17 protein-coding genes are annotated in these 16627 nt (G+C 63.6%); 13 read left to right on the forward strand and 4 right to left on the reverse strand.

Annotated features, from left to right (window positions below; translation table 11 throughout):
* Positions 1-87 precede the first annotated feature (87 nt).
* Positions 88-1296, reverse strand: coding sequence for an amino acid aminotransferase (locus tag J0L98_RS10820; RefSeq protein WP_296411815.1), 1209 nt, complete (start codon positions 1294-1296; stop codon positions 88-90).
* A 119-nt stretch (positions 1297-1415) separates the two neighbouring features.
* Here J0L98_RS10820 and uvrB point away from each other — a divergent pair, with 119 nt between their 5' ends.
* Complete coding sequence (uvrB, locus tag J0L98_RS10825) at positions 1416-3494, forward strand: excinuclease ABC subunit UvrB (protein WP_296411816.1); 2079 nt, start codon at positions 1416-1418, stop codon at positions 3492-3494.
* A 78-nt stretch (positions 3495-3572) separates the two neighbouring features.
* Positions 3573-4067 carry a low molecular weight protein-tyrosine-phosphatase gene (locus J0L98_RS10830; RefSeq protein WP_296406136.1) on the forward strand — a complete coding sequence of 165 codons (495 nt, stop codon included), beginning with the start codon at positions 3573-3575 and terminating at the stop codon, positions 4065-4067.
* Positions 4068-4150: 83 nt separating this feature from the next.
* Here J0L98_RS10830 and J0L98_RS10835 read toward each other — a convergent pair whose 3' ends face one another.
* Positions 4151-7147 (reverse strand): Rne/Rng family ribonuclease, encoded by a 2997-nt coding sequence (locus J0L98_RS10835; RefSeq protein ID WP_296411817.1) that lies wholly within the window; start codon positions 7145-7147, stop codon positions 4151-4153.
* A 545-nt stretch (positions 7148-7692) separates the two neighbouring features.
* Between J0L98_RS10835 and J0L98_RS10840 the strand changes: the two genes are divergently transcribed.
* From J0L98_RS10840 to J0L98_RS10850, 3 genes are read left to right on the forward strand one after another with little or no spacing between them, the layout of a single operon-like run.
* The gene (locus J0L98_RS10840; RefSeq protein WP_296411818.1) at positions 7693-8649 is read left to right on the forward strand and encodes an RluA family pseudouridine synthase; all 957 of its coding nucleotides are present in this window, start codon (positions 7693-7695) and stop codon (positions 8647-8649) included.
* Entirely contained in the window at positions 8642-9298 is a 657-nt protein-coding gene (locus J0L98_RS10845) for an HAD-IA family hydrolase (RefSeq protein WP_296411819.1), read from the forward strand. Before J0L98_RS10840 ends, J0L98_RS10845 begins: the two co-directional genes overlap by 8 nt.
* Positions 9295-9621, forward strand: coding sequence for a Rieske 2Fe-2S domain-containing protein (locus tag J0L98_RS10850; RefSeq protein ID WP_296411820.1), 327 nt, complete (start codon positions 9295-9297; stop codon positions 9619-9621). Before J0L98_RS10845 ends, J0L98_RS10850 begins: the two co-directional genes overlap by 4 nt.
* Before the next feature lie 26 nt (positions 9622-9647).
* Here the strand turns inward: J0L98_RS10850 and J0L98_RS10855 are convergent, their stop codons facing one another.
* Together J0L98_RS10855 and J0L98_RS10860 are read right to left on the reverse strand one after the other, a co-directional pair.
* Positions 9648-10361: an SAM-dependent methyltransferase gene (locus J0L98_RS10855; RefSeq protein WP_296411821.1), complete on the reverse strand. Its 714-nt coding sequence runs from the start codon at positions 10359-10361 to the stop codon at positions 9648-9650.
* Between the two features lie 2 nt (positions 10362-10363).
* The gene (locus J0L98_RS10860; protein WP_296411822.1) at positions 10364-10939 is read right to left on the reverse strand and encodes a Maf family nucleotide pyrophosphatase; all 576 of its coding nucleotides are present in this window, start codon (positions 10937-10939) and stop codon (positions 10364-10366) included.
* Between the two features lie 104 nt (positions 10940-11043).
* Here J0L98_RS10860 and J0L98_RS10865 point away from each other — a divergent pair, with 104 nt between their 5' ends.
* From J0L98_RS10865 to J0L98_RS10900, 8 genes are all read left to right on the forward strand, one after another.
* Positions 11044-11520, forward strand: a complete 477-nt coding sequence (locus tag J0L98_RS10865) for a YceD family protein (RefSeq protein ID WP_296411823.1) — start codon at positions 11044-11046, stop codon at positions 11518-11520.
* Between the two features lie 21 nt (positions 11521-11541).
* Complete coding sequence (rpmF, locus tag J0L98_RS10870) at positions 11542-11721, forward strand: 50S ribosomal protein L32 (RefSeq protein WP_079435603.1); 180 nt, start codon at positions 11542-11544, stop codon at positions 11719-11721.
* Between the two features lie 78 nt (positions 11722-11799).
* The gene (plsX, locus tag J0L98_RS10875; RefSeq protein WP_296405531.1) at positions 11800-12813 is read left to right on the forward strand and encodes a phosphate acyltransferase PlsX; all 1014 of its coding nucleotides are present in this window, start codon (positions 11800-11802) and stop codon (positions 12811-12813) included.
* Positions 12810-13775, forward strand: a complete 966-nt coding sequence (locus tag J0L98_RS10880; RefSeq protein ID WP_296411824.1) for a beta-ketoacyl-ACP synthase III — start codon at positions 12810-12812, stop codon at positions 13773-13775. Before plsX ends, J0L98_RS10880 begins: the two co-directional genes overlap by 4 nt.
* 60 nt (positions 13776-13835) lie before the next feature.
* A complete protein-coding gene (gene fabD / locus J0L98_RS10885) occupies positions 13836-14771 on the forward strand; it encodes an ACP S-malonyltransferase (protein WP_296411825.1) in 936 nt (311 codons plus the stop codon).
* Complete coding sequence (fabG, locus tag J0L98_RS10890; RefSeq protein WP_296411826.1) at positions 14768-15517, forward strand: 3-oxoacyl-ACP reductase FabG; 750 nt, start codon at positions 14768-14770, stop codon at positions 15515-15517. The genes fabD and fabG overlap by 4 nt, the downstream gene beginning before the upstream one ends.
* Before the next feature lie 87 nt (positions 15518-15604).
* Positions 15605-15844, forward strand: coding sequence for an acyl carrier protein (gene acpP / locus J0L98_RS10895; protein ID WP_079435598.1), 240 nt, complete (start codon positions 15605-15607; stop codon positions 15842-15844).
* A gap of 18 nt (positions 15845-15862) precedes the next feature.
* A partial coding sequence (locus J0L98_RS10900; RefSeq protein WP_296411827.1) for a beta-ketoacyl-ACP synthase II occupies positions 15863-16627 on the forward strand: 765 nt, incomplete at its 3' end.

A 16627-nucleotide genomic window follows, 5' to 3' on the forward strand; every position in this document is an offset into this window, starting at 1 on the left:
AGGCGCGCATTTTAGTTTCGAAGGTTGATGACGTCAAGGCTGGAAGCATGATTTTTTCAACATCAACCCGGAATGGCGCAGTGGCCGTCAGGCTTTGATCACGGCCGCAATGGCGTCGGCCACGTAGTCGAGGTTCTTGGTGTTCAGTGCAGCCAGGCAGATGCGGCCGGTGCCGACGGCGTAGATACCGAACTCGTCCTTCATGCGCTCTACTTGGGCGGTGGTGAGGCCGGTGTAGGAGAACATGCCGCGCTGCTTGATCACGAAGGAGAAGTCCTGATCCACCTTGCGGGCTGCCAGTTGTTCGACCAGGCCGGTGCGCATGGCGCGGATGCGGTCACGCATGCCGGCCAGTTCGGTCTCCCACTCCTGGCGCAGGGCCGGGGTGGACAGCACGGCAGCCACAATCGCGCCACCGTGGATCGGCGGGTTGGAATAGTTGGTGCGGATCACGCGCTTGAGCTGGGACAGCACGCGGGCGGACTCGTCCTTGCTTTGGGTGACGATGGACAGGGCGCCGACGCGTTCGCCATAAAGCGAGAAGCTCTTGGAGAAGGAGCTGGACACGAAGAAGGACAGACCGGAGGCCGAGAACAGGTTCACCGCCACGGCGTCGGGTTCAATGCCGTCAGCGAAGCCCTGGTAGGCCATGTCGAGGAAGGGAATCAGGCCACGGTTGGCACAGGCCTTGACCACGTCGGCCCACTGGGCTTCGGTGAGGTCGGCGCCGGTGGGGTTGTGGCAACAGGCGTGCAGCACGATCACCGAACCGGCGGGCAGGGTGTTGAGCTTGGCGATCATCGCCTCGGCGTTGGCGCCGCGGGTTTCCGGGTTGTAGTAGGGGTAGGTGTCCACCGGGAAGCCGGCAGCCTCGAACAGGGCGCGGTGGTTTTCCCAGGAGGGGTCGGAGATGTAAACAGTGGCGTCCGGAACCACGCGCTTGATCAGGTCGCCGCCGATGCGCAGGGCACCGGTGCCGCCGAGGGCCTGGGCGGTGACGACGCGGCCGTCACGGATGATGGCGCTGTCGGCGCCGAACAGCAGGTTCTGCACAGCGTTGGCGTAGGCGACGGGGCCTTCGATGGGTTGGTAGCCACGGGGAGGGGCCGCTTCGAGGCGGGCCTTCTCGGCGGTCTTGACGGCGCCGAGCAGGGGGATCTTGCCGTTGTCGTCGAAGTAAACGCCAACGCCGAGGTTGACCTTGGTGCTGCGGGTATCCGCGTTGAAGGCTTCATTCAGGCCGAGAATCGGATCGCGGGGGGCCATTTCCACCGCAGCAAAGATCGAAGAGCTCATGGGGTCTCCAAAAGGGGCGAAGGGTGCGGGGCGCTTTATGCTTGCCGCTGGGCGATAATGCGGGGTTGCCCGAAACTGGGTCCGGACTTCACCGACTGACTGGAATTCGAAATTTTATCATGGCCGATCAATCCGACAGCGGGCGCGTAGTGCTTTTCGACGGGAGCCCGTTCCGGCTCCATCAGCCGTTTCAGCCCGGCGGCGACCAGCCTGAGGCGATCCGCAAGCTGGTGGAGGGCATCGACGACGGTCTGATGTTCCAGACCCTGCTGGGCGTGACCGGCTCCGGCAAGACCTACACCATGGCCAACGTGATTGCCCGCTGCGGGCGTCCGGCCCTGGTGCTGGCCCATAACAAGACCCTGGCCGCACAGCTGTATTCCGAGTTCCGGGAGTTCTTTCCAGAGAACGCGGTGGAGTACTTCGTCAGCTACTACGATTACTATCAGCCGGAGGCCTACGTGCCGTCCCGCGATCTGTTCATCGAGAAGGATTCGGCGATCAACGAGCACATCGAGCAGATGCGCCTGTCGGCCACCAAGAGCCTGATGGAGCGGCGCGACGTGGTGATCGTGGCCTCGGTATCGTGCATCTACGGTATCGGTGATCCGGGCGACTATCACAGCATGGTCCTGCATCTGCGGGAGGGCGAGAGGCTTGTCCATCGGGAGCTGGTGCAGCGCCTGGTGGCGATGCAGTACACCCGCGCCGATGTGGATTTCAAGCGCGGCACCTTCCGCGTGCGGGGTGACGTGATCGACATCTTTCCCGCAGAAAGCGCTGAGCACGCCCTGCGGGTGGAGATGTTCGACGATGAGATCGAGCACCTGACCCTGTTTGACCCCCTTACCGGCCATCTCAAGCAGAAGCTCGCCCGCTTCACCGTCTACCCGTCCAGCCATTACGTCACGCCCCGGGCGACGGTGTTGCGTGCCGTCGAAGCCATCAAGGATGAGTTGCGCCTGCGTATCGAGACCTTCCAGAAGGCTGGCAAGCTGGTGGAGGCCCAGCGCATCGAGCAGCGCACCCGCTTCGACCTGGAGATGCTCAACGAGCTGGGCTTCTGCAAGGGTATCGAAAACTATTCCCGCCACATGTCAGGGCGGAATGCCGGCGATGCACCACCGACCCTGATCGATTACCTGCCCAAGGACGGGCTGATGTTCATCGACGAGTCCCACGTGTCCATCGGGCAGGTGGGGGCGATGTACAAAGGTGACCGCTCGCGCAAGGAAAATCTGGTGGAGTACGGCTTTCGTCTGCCTTCGGCCCTGGATAACCGGCCCCTCAAGTTCGAGGAGTTCGAGCGCTTGCTGCCCCAGACCGTGTTTGTCTCCGCGACACCGGCCGCCTACGAGAAGGCGCACCAAGGGCAGGTGGTGGAGCAGGTGGTACGCCCGACCGGTCTGGTGGATCCGATCATCGTCGTGAAGCCAGCCACTACCCAGGTCGACGATCTGCTGGGTGAGATCAAGCTGCGTCTGGCGGTCCAGGAGCGGATCCTGGTGACAGTGCTGACCAAGCGCCTGGCCGAGGATTTGACCGAGTACTTGGCCGAGAACGGAATCCGGGTGCGCTACCTGCATTCGGATATCGATACCGTTGAACGGGTGGAGATCATCCGGGATCTGCGCCTGGGCGAGTTTGACGTGCTGGTGGGTATCAATCTCTTACGCGAGGGGCTGGATATTCCTGAGGTGTCCCTGGTGGCCATCCTGGATGCGGACAAGGAGGGCTTCCTGCGTTCGGAGCGCTCCCTGATTCAGACCATCGGCCGTGCGGCGCGACATCTGCATGGCACGGCGATTCTTTACGCCGACCGTATCACCGATTCGATGAAGGCGGCCATGGGCGAAACGGAGCGCCGTCGCGAAAAGCAGCTCGCCTTCAATGCGGCTAACGGAATTACACCCAAGTCCGTGACAAAACGCATAAAGGACATCATCGATGGTGTCTATGATGCAAATTCAGGGGATGCTGTCGTCAAGGCCGACGAGGCCCGTGCCCAGTACGAGGTGCTGGACGAGAAGGCGCTGGCCAAGACCATCCGTCAGCTCGAGAAGGAAATGCAGGAGCACGCTCGCAACTTGGAGTTTGAAAAGGCCGCCTCCGCGCGCGACAGGCTTTTCCGCCTGCGTCAGCAGGCGTTTGGAGCAGATGGGCATGATGCATCCGCGTCACCCGATGTCACTGACTGAAAGAATCTGAAGAAATTGGTCCTTGAGCTTGTACGTTCCGCCCGCCGGCTGCTTAAATTACCGGTAGGAGGGACACCCATAATGAAAATACTGTTCGTGTGCACCGGCAATATCTGCCGGTCACCCACGGCTGAGGGCGTGGCGCGCCGCTGGCTGGCCATGTCGGGCCTGGAGGAGGTGGTTGGTGTTGATTCAGCCGGCACCCAGGGCTACCACACCGGGGAGGCACCGGATCCCCGGGCGCAGACGGCTGCGCTCAGGCGGGGTTATGACCTGTCGCGGCTGCGGGCGCGCAAGGTTCAGCCCAAGGATTACGCCGATTTTGACCTGCTATTGGCCATGGACCGGGACCATTTCAACTACCTGCGGGACCGGGCTCCCGATGGCTGCAAGCACAAGGTGCGGATGTTCATGAGTTTTGCCCGCCGGTTTCGCCGCGACGATGTGCCCGATCCCTACTATGGCGGGGCTACGGGTTTTGATGCGGTCCTCGACCTGTGCGAGGATGCGGTGCAGGGGCTGATCGAGGACATCCTTCCGGAGGTGAATCGGAGGCGCCAGTCGGTGAGCTGATGGATCGGGTTTGCCCTCGTGGGGCAGAATCAATGCAAAAGGCCAGTCCCGCGGGACTGGCCTTTTACTTGTCGTGCTGTTGCTTACTTTTGGGTTTCCACCTGGACCAGGGCTTCCTCTACAACCGGTGCGGCACTGCGGGTGCGACGACGGCCAAGGGGTTGGGATGGCTCTGCAGGAATCGCCGCCTGGGCAGCGATTACAGACTCGGCCCGGGTCTCGATCATCACCAGCCCGCTGGCTTGCAGGTCAGGCAGTGTGATGGGGGCGGACGCGGCCTTGGTGGCGACCTCGATGCTCCTTGATGCGTCGGGCTCGGCCTGGGCTGCCGGAGCGGATGCTTCCACCGGGGCCTCGGCGGCGACGGGCTCAGTCGGCGTCGCCTCGACAACTTCCACGGTGGGGGGCGCCACTTCGACCGGGGCCGCGATGCTTTCCTCGACGACACTTGCCGTGACAGGCGCTTCAACTGCCGGCTCGATGACGGGCTGAAGGCTGGCGGCCACGGCCTGCTCAATGAGGTCAAGGTCGGCGGTCTGCACTGCGGCAGGGGCCGCCTGGGCGACTTCCGGGACGGCTGCAGCCACCTGAGTCGGCACAGCTACAGCCGGTGCGGCTTCGGGTGTCGATTCGCTTGCTGCCGGTTCCGCCACTGCGGCAAGCACGGGTGCTTCCGCCGGTGCAGACTCGGCTACCGGTTCGGGAGCCGGAACCGGAGCAGCGGCTTCGGTGGCGACAGCGACCACCTCGGCAGCCGTGCTGGCTGCGGCTTCTGCGGCCTGAGCCTGCTCGCCCATCTCCAGCTCGCCCTGGGCGGCGGCTTCGGTGCTGCCGGTCTCGTCATTGCGACGTCCGCCACGACGACCACGACGGCTGCGGCGACTGCGCTCGGCACCCGCTTCGCCTTCGACGGGAGGCACCGCTTCCGGGGGGGTGATGGCTGCAGCGACGGCAACGGCGCTCAGTTGCTCGGTGGCCACGAGGGCTTCGGTCTCGACCGGCTTGGGGGTCTGGGCGTTGCGGTTACGGCCGCGTTCACCGCGTTCGCTCCGCTCGCCGCGTTCCGCCTTGTCACCGCGTTCGGCACGCTCCGTGCGCTCGCCGTTGCGGCCTTCCCGCTCCTGGCGCTCGCCACGTTGACGCTGGGGCTTTTCGCGGGCCTCAGTCTGGGCTTCGGGGGCATTGCGATTGCCATTGTCCCGGGCTTCACGGTTGTCGCTGCGTTCGCCGCGTTCTTCACGCTGGCCGTCACGGCGACCGCGACCTTCACGGCCCTCACGACCTTCACGACGCCCGCGTTCGTTGCGCGGACGGGATTCGCGACGGGGTGTTTCCGGCTGGACGACGACCGGGGCGGGTTCGGGCTGCTTCTCGCCCCGGAAGAAGGCGAAGATGCGTGCCAGCAGGCCGGGCTGGCTTTCCGGTACGGGCGCGGGGGCCGGTGCAGCCTTCGCTTCCACGATGGGGGCGGGCTGATCCGGCGTGATGCCCTTGACCGCGGCTTCCTGGCGCACCGGGCGATCAGTGCTGGCCGAGGGCGGGGAGTAGGATTCGTCGGCCGGCTTGGTGGCCATGCGGTAGCTCGGCAGGACGCTGTCTTCCTGGTTGAGCTGGTCGTGGCGCAGGCGGACGATCTCGTGCTGGGGCGTCTCGAGGTGGCGGTTGGGGATCAGCACCAGGCCGACCTTGTGGCGCACTTCGATCTTGGCGATGTCGTCGCGCTTCTCGTTGAGCAGGAAGGTGGCGACGTCCACCGGGACCTGGCAGTGCAGGGCACCGGTGTTGTCCTTCATCGCCTCTTCTTCGAGGATGCGCAGGATGTGCAGGGCCGAGGATTCGGTGCTGCGGATATGGCCGGTGCCGTTGCAGCGCGGGCAGGGGATGTAGCTGGTCTCGGCCAGGGCCGGGCGAAGGCGCTGGCGGGACAGTTCGAGCAGGCCGAAGCGGCTGATCTTGCCTGTCTGGACGCGGGCGCGGTCGTAGCGCAGGGCGTCACGCAGGCGGTTCTCGACCTCGCGCTGGTTCTTCTGGGACTCCATGTCGATGAAGTCGATGACGATCAGACCGCCCAGGTCGCGCAGGCGTAGCTGACGGGCCACCTCGTCGGCGGCTTCGCAGTTGGTCTTGAAGGCGGTTTCCTCGATGTCTGCACCACGGGTGGCGCGACCGGAGTTCACGTCCACGGAGACCAGGGCTTCGGTGTGGTCGATCACGATGGCGCCGCCAGAGGGCAGGCTGACCTGGCGCGAGTAGGCCGACTCGATCTGATGCTCGATCTGGAAACGCGAGAACAATGGCACGTCGTCGTGGTAACGCTTCACGCGGTTCACGTTCTGCGGCATCACGTGGGCCATGAACTGGCGGGCCTGCTCGTACACGTCGTCGGTGTCGATCAGGATCTCGCCGATGTCGGGCTGGAAGTAGTCGCGGATGGCACGGATGACCAGGCTGCCTTCCTGGTAGATCAGGAAGGCGCCGTCCTGGGACTGGGCGGCACCGTCAATGGCGCGCCACAGTTGCAGGAGGTAGTTCAAGTCCCATTGCAGTTCTTCGGCGTTGCGGCCGATGGCGGCGGTACGGGCGATCAGGCTCATGCCACCGGGTACTTCGAGCTGGTCCATGACGTCACGCAGTTCGGCGCGCTCGTCACCCTCGACGCGACGGGATACACCGCCGCCGCGGGGGTTGTTGGGCATCAGCACCAAGTAACGGCCGGCCAGGGAAACGAAGGTAGTAAGGGCTGCACCCTTGTTACCCCGTTCGTCCTTCTCGACCTGGACGATCAGCTCCTGGCCTTCCTTGAGGGCTTCCTTGATGGAGGCACGGCTGGCTTCCACGCCAGGCTGAAAGTAGGAGCGGGAGATTTCCTTGAACGGCAGGAAGCCGTGGCGCTCGGCGCCATAGTCGACAAACGCGGCTTCGAGGCTGGGCTCAATGCGCGTAATGACGGCTTTGTAGATGTTGCTTTTGCGTTGTTCCTTGGCGGCCGATTCAATGTCGAGGTCAATCAGCTTCTGACCGTCGACAATGGCAACGCGGAGTTCCTCGGCTTGCGTCGCGTTGAAGAGCATGCGCTTCATTCGTCTTCTTCTCCCGCGCGGCACACGGGCAGGACGAAGCGCGCCACCCGCTTAACTGCGGTGACTTAGTTTGGCGTTTTCGCGACTATCCTTCATCGGGGGGAAACAAACTAAAGTGGGTGGCGGGATTCGTCTTTTGCACCCTGAACCGCGATATACGCTAGGGGGCTGCGAAGTGCCGGCTGCGTCGCCTGGTCTCGCCATTCCGGGACGGAGCGTACTCACGGGTACGACGGCGTCTCTCGTTGCGACCTCGGGCCTGCTTGCCTGGTGTGCTTCGCGGCTCCCGGTTTCAGGGCCGTCAATCTGCGTGTGCGCCTGCGCGCAATTGGTACAAGTTTATTGTCGAATACAGTACCATCGCCCTCTTTTTGTCCGGCGATGGACCTTCCTGTGATTTTCTCGGGAGCGGTGATGGCGCTGGATAGCCAGGCGTTGAGTCGCTCTGGGACGACGCGGACCGGTGTTGAAATCTGACAACACAGCTACAGGTGAGCGCGACGCATCAGGACCGAAAAAACCGTTAATTAGTATATTTCAAAAAGATGGCCTTGAGTAAAGCTCCCGCAGTAAGCCATACCCGCGTGGATGAAGGCAGTGCGGGGCAGCGCATCGACAACTTCCTGGTGCGGATCTGCAAGGGGGTGCCCAAGAGCCACATCTATCGCATCCTGCGTAGTGGCGAGGTACGGGTGAATAGCCGGCGCGTCGATCAAACCTACCGCCTGCAGGAGGGAGACGAGTTGCGCATCCCGCCGATCCGCCTGGCGGACAAGCCCGCAGCGGCGGCGGTGCCGGTGGGCAAGGCTTTTGACATCGTCTTTGAGGATGAGGCCTTGCTGGTCCTCGACAAGCCGGCCGGTCTGGCCGTGCATGGCGGGAGCGGCGTCAGTTTCGGCGTCATCGAGCAGTTACGCCGTCAGCGTCCGGAGGCGAAGTTCCTTGAGCTGGTGCATCGACTCGACCGCGAGACGTCGGGCCTGTTGATCGTCGCCAAGAAACGCAGTGCCCTTACGGTGCTCCACGACATGATGCGGGAGGGCAAGGTGCAGAAGCGCTACCTGACCCTTGTGGCGGGGCGTTGGCTCAATCCGCAACAGCACGTCAGGCTGGCGCTGCACAAATATCTGCTGGAGAACGGCGAGCGCCGTGTCAGCGTGAATCCGGAGGGCAAGCCCGCCCACAGCATTGTCCGCCTGGTGAAGCGCTGGAGCGGCTACAGCCTCGTGGAGGTGGAGCTGAAGACCGGCCGGACCCACCAGATCCGTGTCCATCTCAGTCATCTCGGGTTTCCCTTGTGTGGCGATGACAAGTACGGCGATTTTGCGTTGAACAAGCAGCTTGAAAAGGAAGGACTCAAGCGGATGTTCCTGCATGCCGCGAAGCTGGCGTTCCGGCATCCGCTGACCGATCAGGCGATTGAACTCTCCGCGTCCCTGCCGGCCGAACTGGAGGGCTTCGTGGCCTTTGTCGAGCAGACCCGGGAGAGGGAGCATGGCTAAGCGTTTCGAACTGATCGTCTTCGACTGGGACGGCACGCTGATGGATTCGGCGGCGGCCATCGTCCGCGCCATCCAGGCGGCCAGTGCCGACCTCGGGCTCCCGGTGCCGCCGGATGCGCGGGCGCGGCACGTCATTGGGCTGGGCTTGGTGGATGCCCTGCGGCATGCGGTCCCGGAGCTGGCCGAGAAGGACTATCCGGCGATGGTGGAGCGTTATCGCCATCATTACCTGTCAGGTGATCATGAGCTTCAGCTTTTTGACGGGACTCATGCTCTGATCGAATCGCTCCATGGGCAGGGCTACAGTCTGGCGGTGGCGACTGGCAAGAGTCGCAAGGGGCTGGTGCGTGCCCTTGAGTTTTCGGGCTTGGGGCGCTTCTTCCATGCCACCCGTTGTGCCGACGAGTGTTTTTCCAAACCCCATCCGGCCATGCTCGAAGAGCTGATGGATGAACTGGGCGTGGCGAGGGGCGCCAGCCTGATGATTGGTGACACCACCCACGATCTGCAGATGGCCAGGAATGCGGGCGTGGCTGGATTGGCCGTCAGCTTCGGTGCCCATCCGGTCGAGCAGTTGCTGGCTGAGGCGCCGTTGGCGTGTGTCCATACCCCTGCGGAGCTGCGTGCCTGGCTGGAGGCGCATGCGTGATCTGCAAGTCGGCCGATGTGCGCGAGGGGGAGGATGGCGTGCGCTTCACCGTGACGCGTGTGACGGGCGCGGAGCCCGCCTTCCTGGTGCGCTTTCAAGGGCGGGTCCATGCCTACCTCAACCGTTGTGCCCATGTGCCGGTGGAGCTGGACTGGCTGCCCGGCAAGTTCTTCGATGATTCCCGCCTCTATGTGATCTGCGCGACCCATGGCGCCATGTACGAGCCGGAGACGGGCCGCTGCGTTTCCGGTCCGTGCCGTGGTGCGCGCCTGGTGCCGCTGCAGGTCGAGGAGCGGGACGGCGGGGTCTATCTGCTCGAGTGAGCCCGGAGCCCGCCGGTTGGCCGGGCTCAGGCGGCGAGGATCAGGAATACCGTGGGGCGCCGGGCCAGGTCCGGGGGGGAGACCTGCTTCCAGTCGGCGATGGTGCGCGTGGAGATCTGTTCGCTTTCCAGGGTCAGGTCACGGGCCACGCACAGGCGAGTGTCGGGCCGGCAGGTGCTGCGCAGGGCCTCGAACATGCGTTCGTTGCGATAGGGCGTTTCGATGAACAGCTGAGTGCGGGCGTGGCGTGCCGACTCCGCTTCCAGTTCGCGGATGCGTTTGTTGCGCGCCTCTTCATCGACCGGAAGGTAGCCGTGAAAGGCAAAGCTCTGTCCGTTGAGCCCCGAGGCCATCAGGGCCAGCAGCAGGGAGGAGGGGCCAACCAGCGGGACGACGGCGATGCCCTTCTCGTGGGCGCGGCGGACGAGGAGGGCGCCCGGGTCGGCGACTGCCGGGCAGCCGGCTTCCGACATCAGCCCGGCATCGAGGCCGGCGAGCAGGGGGGCAAGGAGTCCGTCCAGATCGGAAGCGCCAGGCTTTTCCGGCAGTTCGCGGATATCCAGGTCGCGCAGCGGCGCGGGGTGTTCCAGCCGCTTCAGTTCGGCGCGGGCGGTCTTGGCGTTTTCGACGACAAAGTAATTCAGGCTGCGCGCCCGGCTTGCAACGTCGGCCGGGGTCGTCAGGCTGCTGGGGCTGGGGCCGAGGCTGACGGGGATCAGGTAAAGCGTGCCTTTGCGCATCGTCAGGGCAAAGCCAGGCCTTCGTTGCGCAGCATGCGCGCCAGGGCAATCAGGGGCAGGCCGACGAGTGCATTGGGGTCGTCTCCGCTCAGGGCGTCGAGCAGGGTAATGCCGAGCCCTTCGGATTTCGCGCTTCCCGCGCAGTCGAGGGGGCGTTCGCGCTCCACGTAGCGGACGATCTCGTCATCGGAGAGGGCACGGAAGCGGACTTCGGTGGGGATAACCTCTACCTGAATGCGGCCGCTGCGGGTGTTGATCAAGGCCAGTGCGGTGTCAAAGATGACGGTCTGCCCGCTCATCAAGCGCAGTTGCGCCACGGCCCGATCCACCGTGCCGGGCTTGCCGAAGCGCTGGCTGCCCAAACTGGCCACCTGGTCGCTGCCGATGATCAGCGCGTCGCTGAACTGCGCCGCGACAGCCTTGGCCTTTTCGATGGCAAGGCGTTCGGCGGTGGCGCGGGGCGCTTCGTCGGGCTGCGGGGATTCGTCGATATCGGGGCGGGCGATCTCGAAGGGTAGGCCGAAGCGCGTGAGCAGTTCCCGGCGATAGGCCGAGGTGGAGGCGAGAACGAGTTTCATGAACGGGCTCGGAGGCGTCGGCGTGGTGAGCGGAGGCTTAGCAGAGTTTTGACACAGGCAGCCGAAAATAATATCATGCCGCGCTTATGTCGCAAGAAAGCTTCGTGATTGACCTGCGGGCGCTAGCCAAAGACGGACGTCGCGTGCAGGGCGCGGTGCCGGTGGAGCGTCTCGGCCGTCTGGTCGAGTCCTTGCTGGAGCCGGTGGGTTCGGTGGAATTCGAGTTTCAAGGTGAGCGGGACGACGAAGGAAAGCTCTACGTCGAATTGCTGGCCCGGGCAGATCTGGTCTTGCAGTGCCAGCGCTGTCTTGAGGCTCTGGTGTGGCCGTGTGAAGTCAGCAACCGTCTTCTCTTGCTGCGTGTCGGTGATGCATTGCCGGACGATGAGCTCGAGAATGATGAAGTGGACGCCCTGGAGGTGGAGCCGCTGACTGACCTGCTTGCCCTGGTGGAGGATGAGTTGTTGTTGTCCCTGCCCCTGGTTCCGCGTCACGATGATTGCGAGCCGCCGGTGAAAACCGGCGTTGATGAAGAGATTTCGCCCTTCGCCGTTCTGCGCCAGTTGCGCGGCAAGGTTTAAGTATTCCTCAAGGAGTGTTTCATGGCTGTCCAACAGAACAAGAAGTCCCCGTCCAAGCGCGGTATGCATCGTTCCCACGATTTCCTCGTGGCACCCCCGCTGGCCGTCGAGCCGACCACCGGTGAAGTGCATCTGCGCCACCACGTGTCGCCCTCCGGCGTCTATCGTGGCAAGAAGGTTGCCAAGGCCAAGGGCGAGTAATCCCCCCGGTCTGGAAGCGGCGCGGCGCCCTCGGGCGCTCGCGCCGTTTTTATACATGTATCCATATCACTGCGCCGAATGACTGTCACCCTGTCGATTGACTGTATGGGGGGCGATCACGGCCCCTCGGTGACCGTCCCCGCCGCCCTGCATTTCATGCGGGTCGATCGCGATACCCGGATCGTGCTGGTCGGGCGCGCCGAGGCCATCGAGCCGCACCTGGGGACGGCCCTGGCCGAGTTTGGCGAGCGCTTGCGCATCCAGCGTGCCTCCGAAGTGGTTGGCATGGACGAAGCGCCCGCCCTGGCCATGCGTAACAAGAAGGATTCTTCGATGCGGGTGGCCGTGGATCTCGTCAAGTCCGGCGAGGCCCAGGCTGCGGTGTCTGCCGGCAACACCGGGGCGCTGATGGCGATTTCCCGTTTTGTGCTCAAGACCCTGCCCGGCATCGATCGTCCTGCGATCTGCAGTACGCTGCCGACTCTGCGTGGTCAGACCCACGTGCTTGATCTCGGGGCCAATGTGGATTGCTCTCCGGAGCATCTGCTTCAGTTCGGTATCATGGGTGCCATGCTGGTGGCTGCGGTGGAGCACAATGAACGCCCCAGTGTCGGTCTGCTCAACATTGGTGAGGAAGAGATCAAGGGCAACGAAACCGTCAAGCAGGCGGGTGAGTTGTTGCGCAAGAGTGGTCTTAACTTCTACGGCAATGTGGAGGGCAACGACATCTACAAGGGTACGGTCGATGTGGTCGTATGCGACGGATTTGTCGGCAATGTTGCCCTGAAGACGTCGGAAGGGCTGGCCCAGATGATGGCGACCTTCCTGCGCGAGCAGTTTTCCCGCAACTGGCTGACCAAGCTGGCGGCGGTCTTCGCCATGTCCGCCTTGAAGGGGTTCAAGCATAAGCTTGATTCCCGGCGCTACAACGGTGCGGCGCTGCTCGGCTTGCGCGGCGTGGTGGTCAAGAGCCACGGCGCGGCCGATTCCTTTGCCTTTGAGCAGGCCATCTGGCGGGCGGCCGAGGCGGCCCGCAATCGACTCATCGAGCGTATCAGCGAGCGCATGGAACGAGAAAGGTCTGCCGCATGATCTTTGCACGAGTGGCCGGGACCGGGAGCTTCCTCCCCGGTGATCCTGTGACCAATGACGATCTGGTGGCGCGGGGGATCGATACCTCTGATGAATGGATCGCCGAACGTACGGGCATCCGTGCCCGTCACCTGGCCGAGCCGGATGTCACCGCCAGTCAGCTGGCCTATGAGGCCAGCATTCGGGCCATCGAGGCCGCCGGGTGTCAGCCGTCCGACATTGACCTGATCATCGTTGCCACGTCGACGCCGGACTACATCTTTCCGAGTACGGCAACCCTGCTGCAGGCGAAGCTCGGCATCGGCAACGGTGGTGCGGCCTTTGATCTGCAGGCGGTATGCGCGGGCTTCGCCTATGCGCTGACCACCGCCGAAAAATTCATCTGTTCGGGAAGCCACAAGCGTGCGTTGGTGGTGGGGGCCGAAGTGTTCTCGCGCATCCTCGATTGGAACGATCGCGGCACCTGTGTGCTCTTCGGCGACGGCGCCGGTGCCGTGGTTCTGGAGGCCTCCGAGGCCCCCGGCATCCTGGCGTCGGCCCTGCATGCTGATGGCAGTCACAACCCCATCCTGTGCGTGCCTGGTCAGGTCAGCCGTGGTGCGGTCACCGGTGACCCCTTCCTGCGCATGGACGGGCAGGCTGTGTTCAAGTTCGCCGTCAAGGTGCTGGCCGACGTGGCGCGTGAAGTGGCCGCGCTGGGTGGTCTTGCCCTCGACGAGGTTGACTGGCTGATTCCCCATCAGGCCAATATCCGTATCATTCAGGCCACCGGCAAGCGCCTGGGCCTGTCCATGGACAAGGTCATTGCCACCGTGGCCATGCATGGCAACACCTCGGCGGCCTCCATTCCGCTGGCACTGGATCTGGCGGTGCGGGATGGCCGAATCCAGCCGGGGCACAAGGTGATCCTTGAGGGCATCGGCGGTGGCTTTGCCTGGGGTGCTGCCCTCATTCAGTTCTGAGCCGGTTCAAAACCGGCCCAACCCGCTTCGCTTCGCAAGCCAAAACAAAGGTAGGGAACGATGAATTTTGCTTTCGTGTTTCCGGGGCAGGGCTCCCAGTCGGTCGGCATGATGGCCGCCTATGGCGAATCCGCAATGGTCCGTCAGGCCTTCGCCGAGGCCTCCGACGCCCTCGGTCAGGATCTCTGGCAGATGGTTGCCGAAGGCCCTGCTGAAGTGCTGGCCCAGACGGTCAATACCCAGCCCCTGATGCTGACTGCCGGCGTCGCCGTGTATCGCGAATGGATCGCCCGCGGTGGTGCCGTTCCGGCCCTTGTCGCAGGTCATAGCCTGGGTGAATATTCGGCGCTGGTCGCCGCCGGCGCCCTCGGCTTTGCCGAGGCGGTCAAGCTTGTGCGACTGCGCGCCCAGGCCATGCAGGAGGCTGTGCCCCAGGGGGAAGGCGCCATGGCGGCATTGCTGGGGCTTGATGAAGCCCAGGCCATTGAGGCTTGTGCCGAGGCGGCCCAGGGGGACGTGGTGTCGGCGGCCAATCTCAATTCTCCGGGGCAGATCGTGATTGCCGGCTCCAAGGCTGCGGTCGAGCGTGCGATCGTCACCGCCAAGGCGAGAGGGGCAAAGCGCGCGGTGCTGCTGCCCGTCAGTGCGCCCTTCCATTGTGCCCTGATGAAACCTGCCGCCGAGCGTCTCCAGCAGGCCTTGGCGGGGATCGAAGTCCGTGTGCCTACCATTCCCGTACTCAACAACGTGGATGTGGCGGTCGAGGATCAGCCGGAACGGATCAAGGATGCGCTGGTGCGCCAGGCATATTCGCCGGTGCGCTGGATCGAGACCGTCCAGGCGATCGCCGGGCGTGGTGCGACCCACGTCTTCGAGTGCGGGCCTGGCAAGGTGCTGGCAGGCATGACCAAGCGTATCGAGGCGAGCCTCCAGGGCGGGGCGATTGCCGACGTGGCCAGTCTGGAAGACATTCTCAAGATCACGGGGGAAGCATGAGTCAGGTTCTGCAAGATCAGGTTGCGCTGGTGACCGGCGCGTCCCGCGGTATCGGTCGGGCCATCGCCCTCGAGCTGGGGCGTCTTGGGGCAACGGTGGTGGGCACTGCCACCTCCGAATCCGGTGCCGCCGATATCCAGGCCGGCCTTGAAGCCGCAGGCATCAAAGGTCGGGGGCTGGCGCTTGATGTGACCAATGCCGAAGCCTGCGATGCGGCGCTGGGCGAGATCGAGAAGACCTTCGGGGCTGTGGGCATCCTGGTGAACAATGCAGGCATCACGCGTGACAACCTCTCCATGCGCATGAAGGACGCGGAGTGGGATGCGGTTATCGATACCAACCTCAAGGCGGTCTTCCGCATGTCCAAGCTGGTCATGCGCGGCATGATGAAGGCCCGTAAGGGCCGCATCATCAACATCACCTCGGTGGTGGGCAGCTCGGGCAACGCTGGCCAGGCCAACTATGCTGCAGCCAAGGCTGGCGTGGCTGGCATGACCCGCGCCCTGGCCCAGGAGCTCGGCAGTCGCAACATTACGGTCAATTGCGTGGCGCCGGGGTTCATCGACACCGACATGACCAAGGATCTGCCCGAGGCCCAGCGCAATGAACTGGCCGGCAAGATTGCCCTTGGCCGTCTCGGCAAACCGGAAGAGATTGCAGGCGTGGTGGGCTTTCTGGCCTCCCCCGCAGCCTCCTACGTGACGGGGGCCACCCTGCACGTGAATGGCGGCATGTACATGGCGTAAATCTCGCCGTGCTGGCGGGGGTGCGCGTTTTTGGTAGAATGCGGGGGTTTTTGAATTCACCCGCACAATCTGGGAAGGAGTTATCACATGGAAAATATTGAACAGCGTGTCAAGAAGATCGTTGCCGAACAACTTGGCGTCAACGAGTCCGAGATCAAGAACGAGTCTTCCTTTGTGGACGATCTGGGCGCCGACTCTCTCGACACCGTCGAGCTGGTGATGGCCCTTGAAGAAGAGTTCGAGTGCGAGATCCCCGACGAAGAGGCCGAAAAGATCACCAGCGTTCAGCAGGCGATCGACTACGTCACCGCACACCTCAAGAAGTAAATCCTCCCGGAGCCTGCCTTGACCCGTCGCAGAGTCGTCATCACCGGCCTTGGCGTTGTTTCGCCGGTCGGTAATACCGTGTCTGAAGCATGGGACGCCATTTCCAATGGGCGTTCCGGCATCGGTGAGATCACCCGCTTCGATACCTCTTCCTTTCCGGTGAAGATAGCCGGCGAAGTGAAGGGTTTTGACCTTGGGGCCTATCTCTCGCCGAAGGAGGCGCGCCGCATGGATGGTTTCATCCATTATGGTCTCGCAGCGGGCATACAGGCTTTCCGTGATTCCGGAATCGAAGTCACCGAGGCCAATGCGGATCGCATTGGTGTCAATATCGGCTCCGGCATCGGCGGGTTGCCCATGATCGAGGATACCCACAACGATTTCCTCGCTGGTGGTCCCCGCAAGATTTCACCCTTCTTCATCCCCGGTACGATCATCAACATGATCTCCGGCAATCTGTCGATCATGTTTGGCCTGAAGGGGCCGAACCTAGCGGTGGTGACAGCCTGTACCACCGGTTTGCATGCCATTGGTACCAGTGCCCGGATGATCGAGTATGGGGATGCCGATGTGATGGTATGCGGTGGGGCTGAATCGACTGTGACGCCCTTGGCAGTCGGGGGGTTCGCATCCGCGAAGGCGTTGTCCACACGCAACGATGATCCGGCGACGGCCAGTCGTCCCTGGGACAAGGACCGGGACGGTTTCGTGCTGGGTGAAGGGGCGGGGGTGCTGGTGCTGGAGGAGTATGAACACGCGGTGAAGCGGGGTGCCCGCATCTAC

The organism is Zoogloea sp. (genome assembly GCF_017302315.1).
In the GTDB taxonomy this organism is placed as follows: domain Bacteria; phylum Pseudomonadota; class Gammaproteobacteria; order Burkholderiales; family Rhodocyclaceae; genus Zoogloea.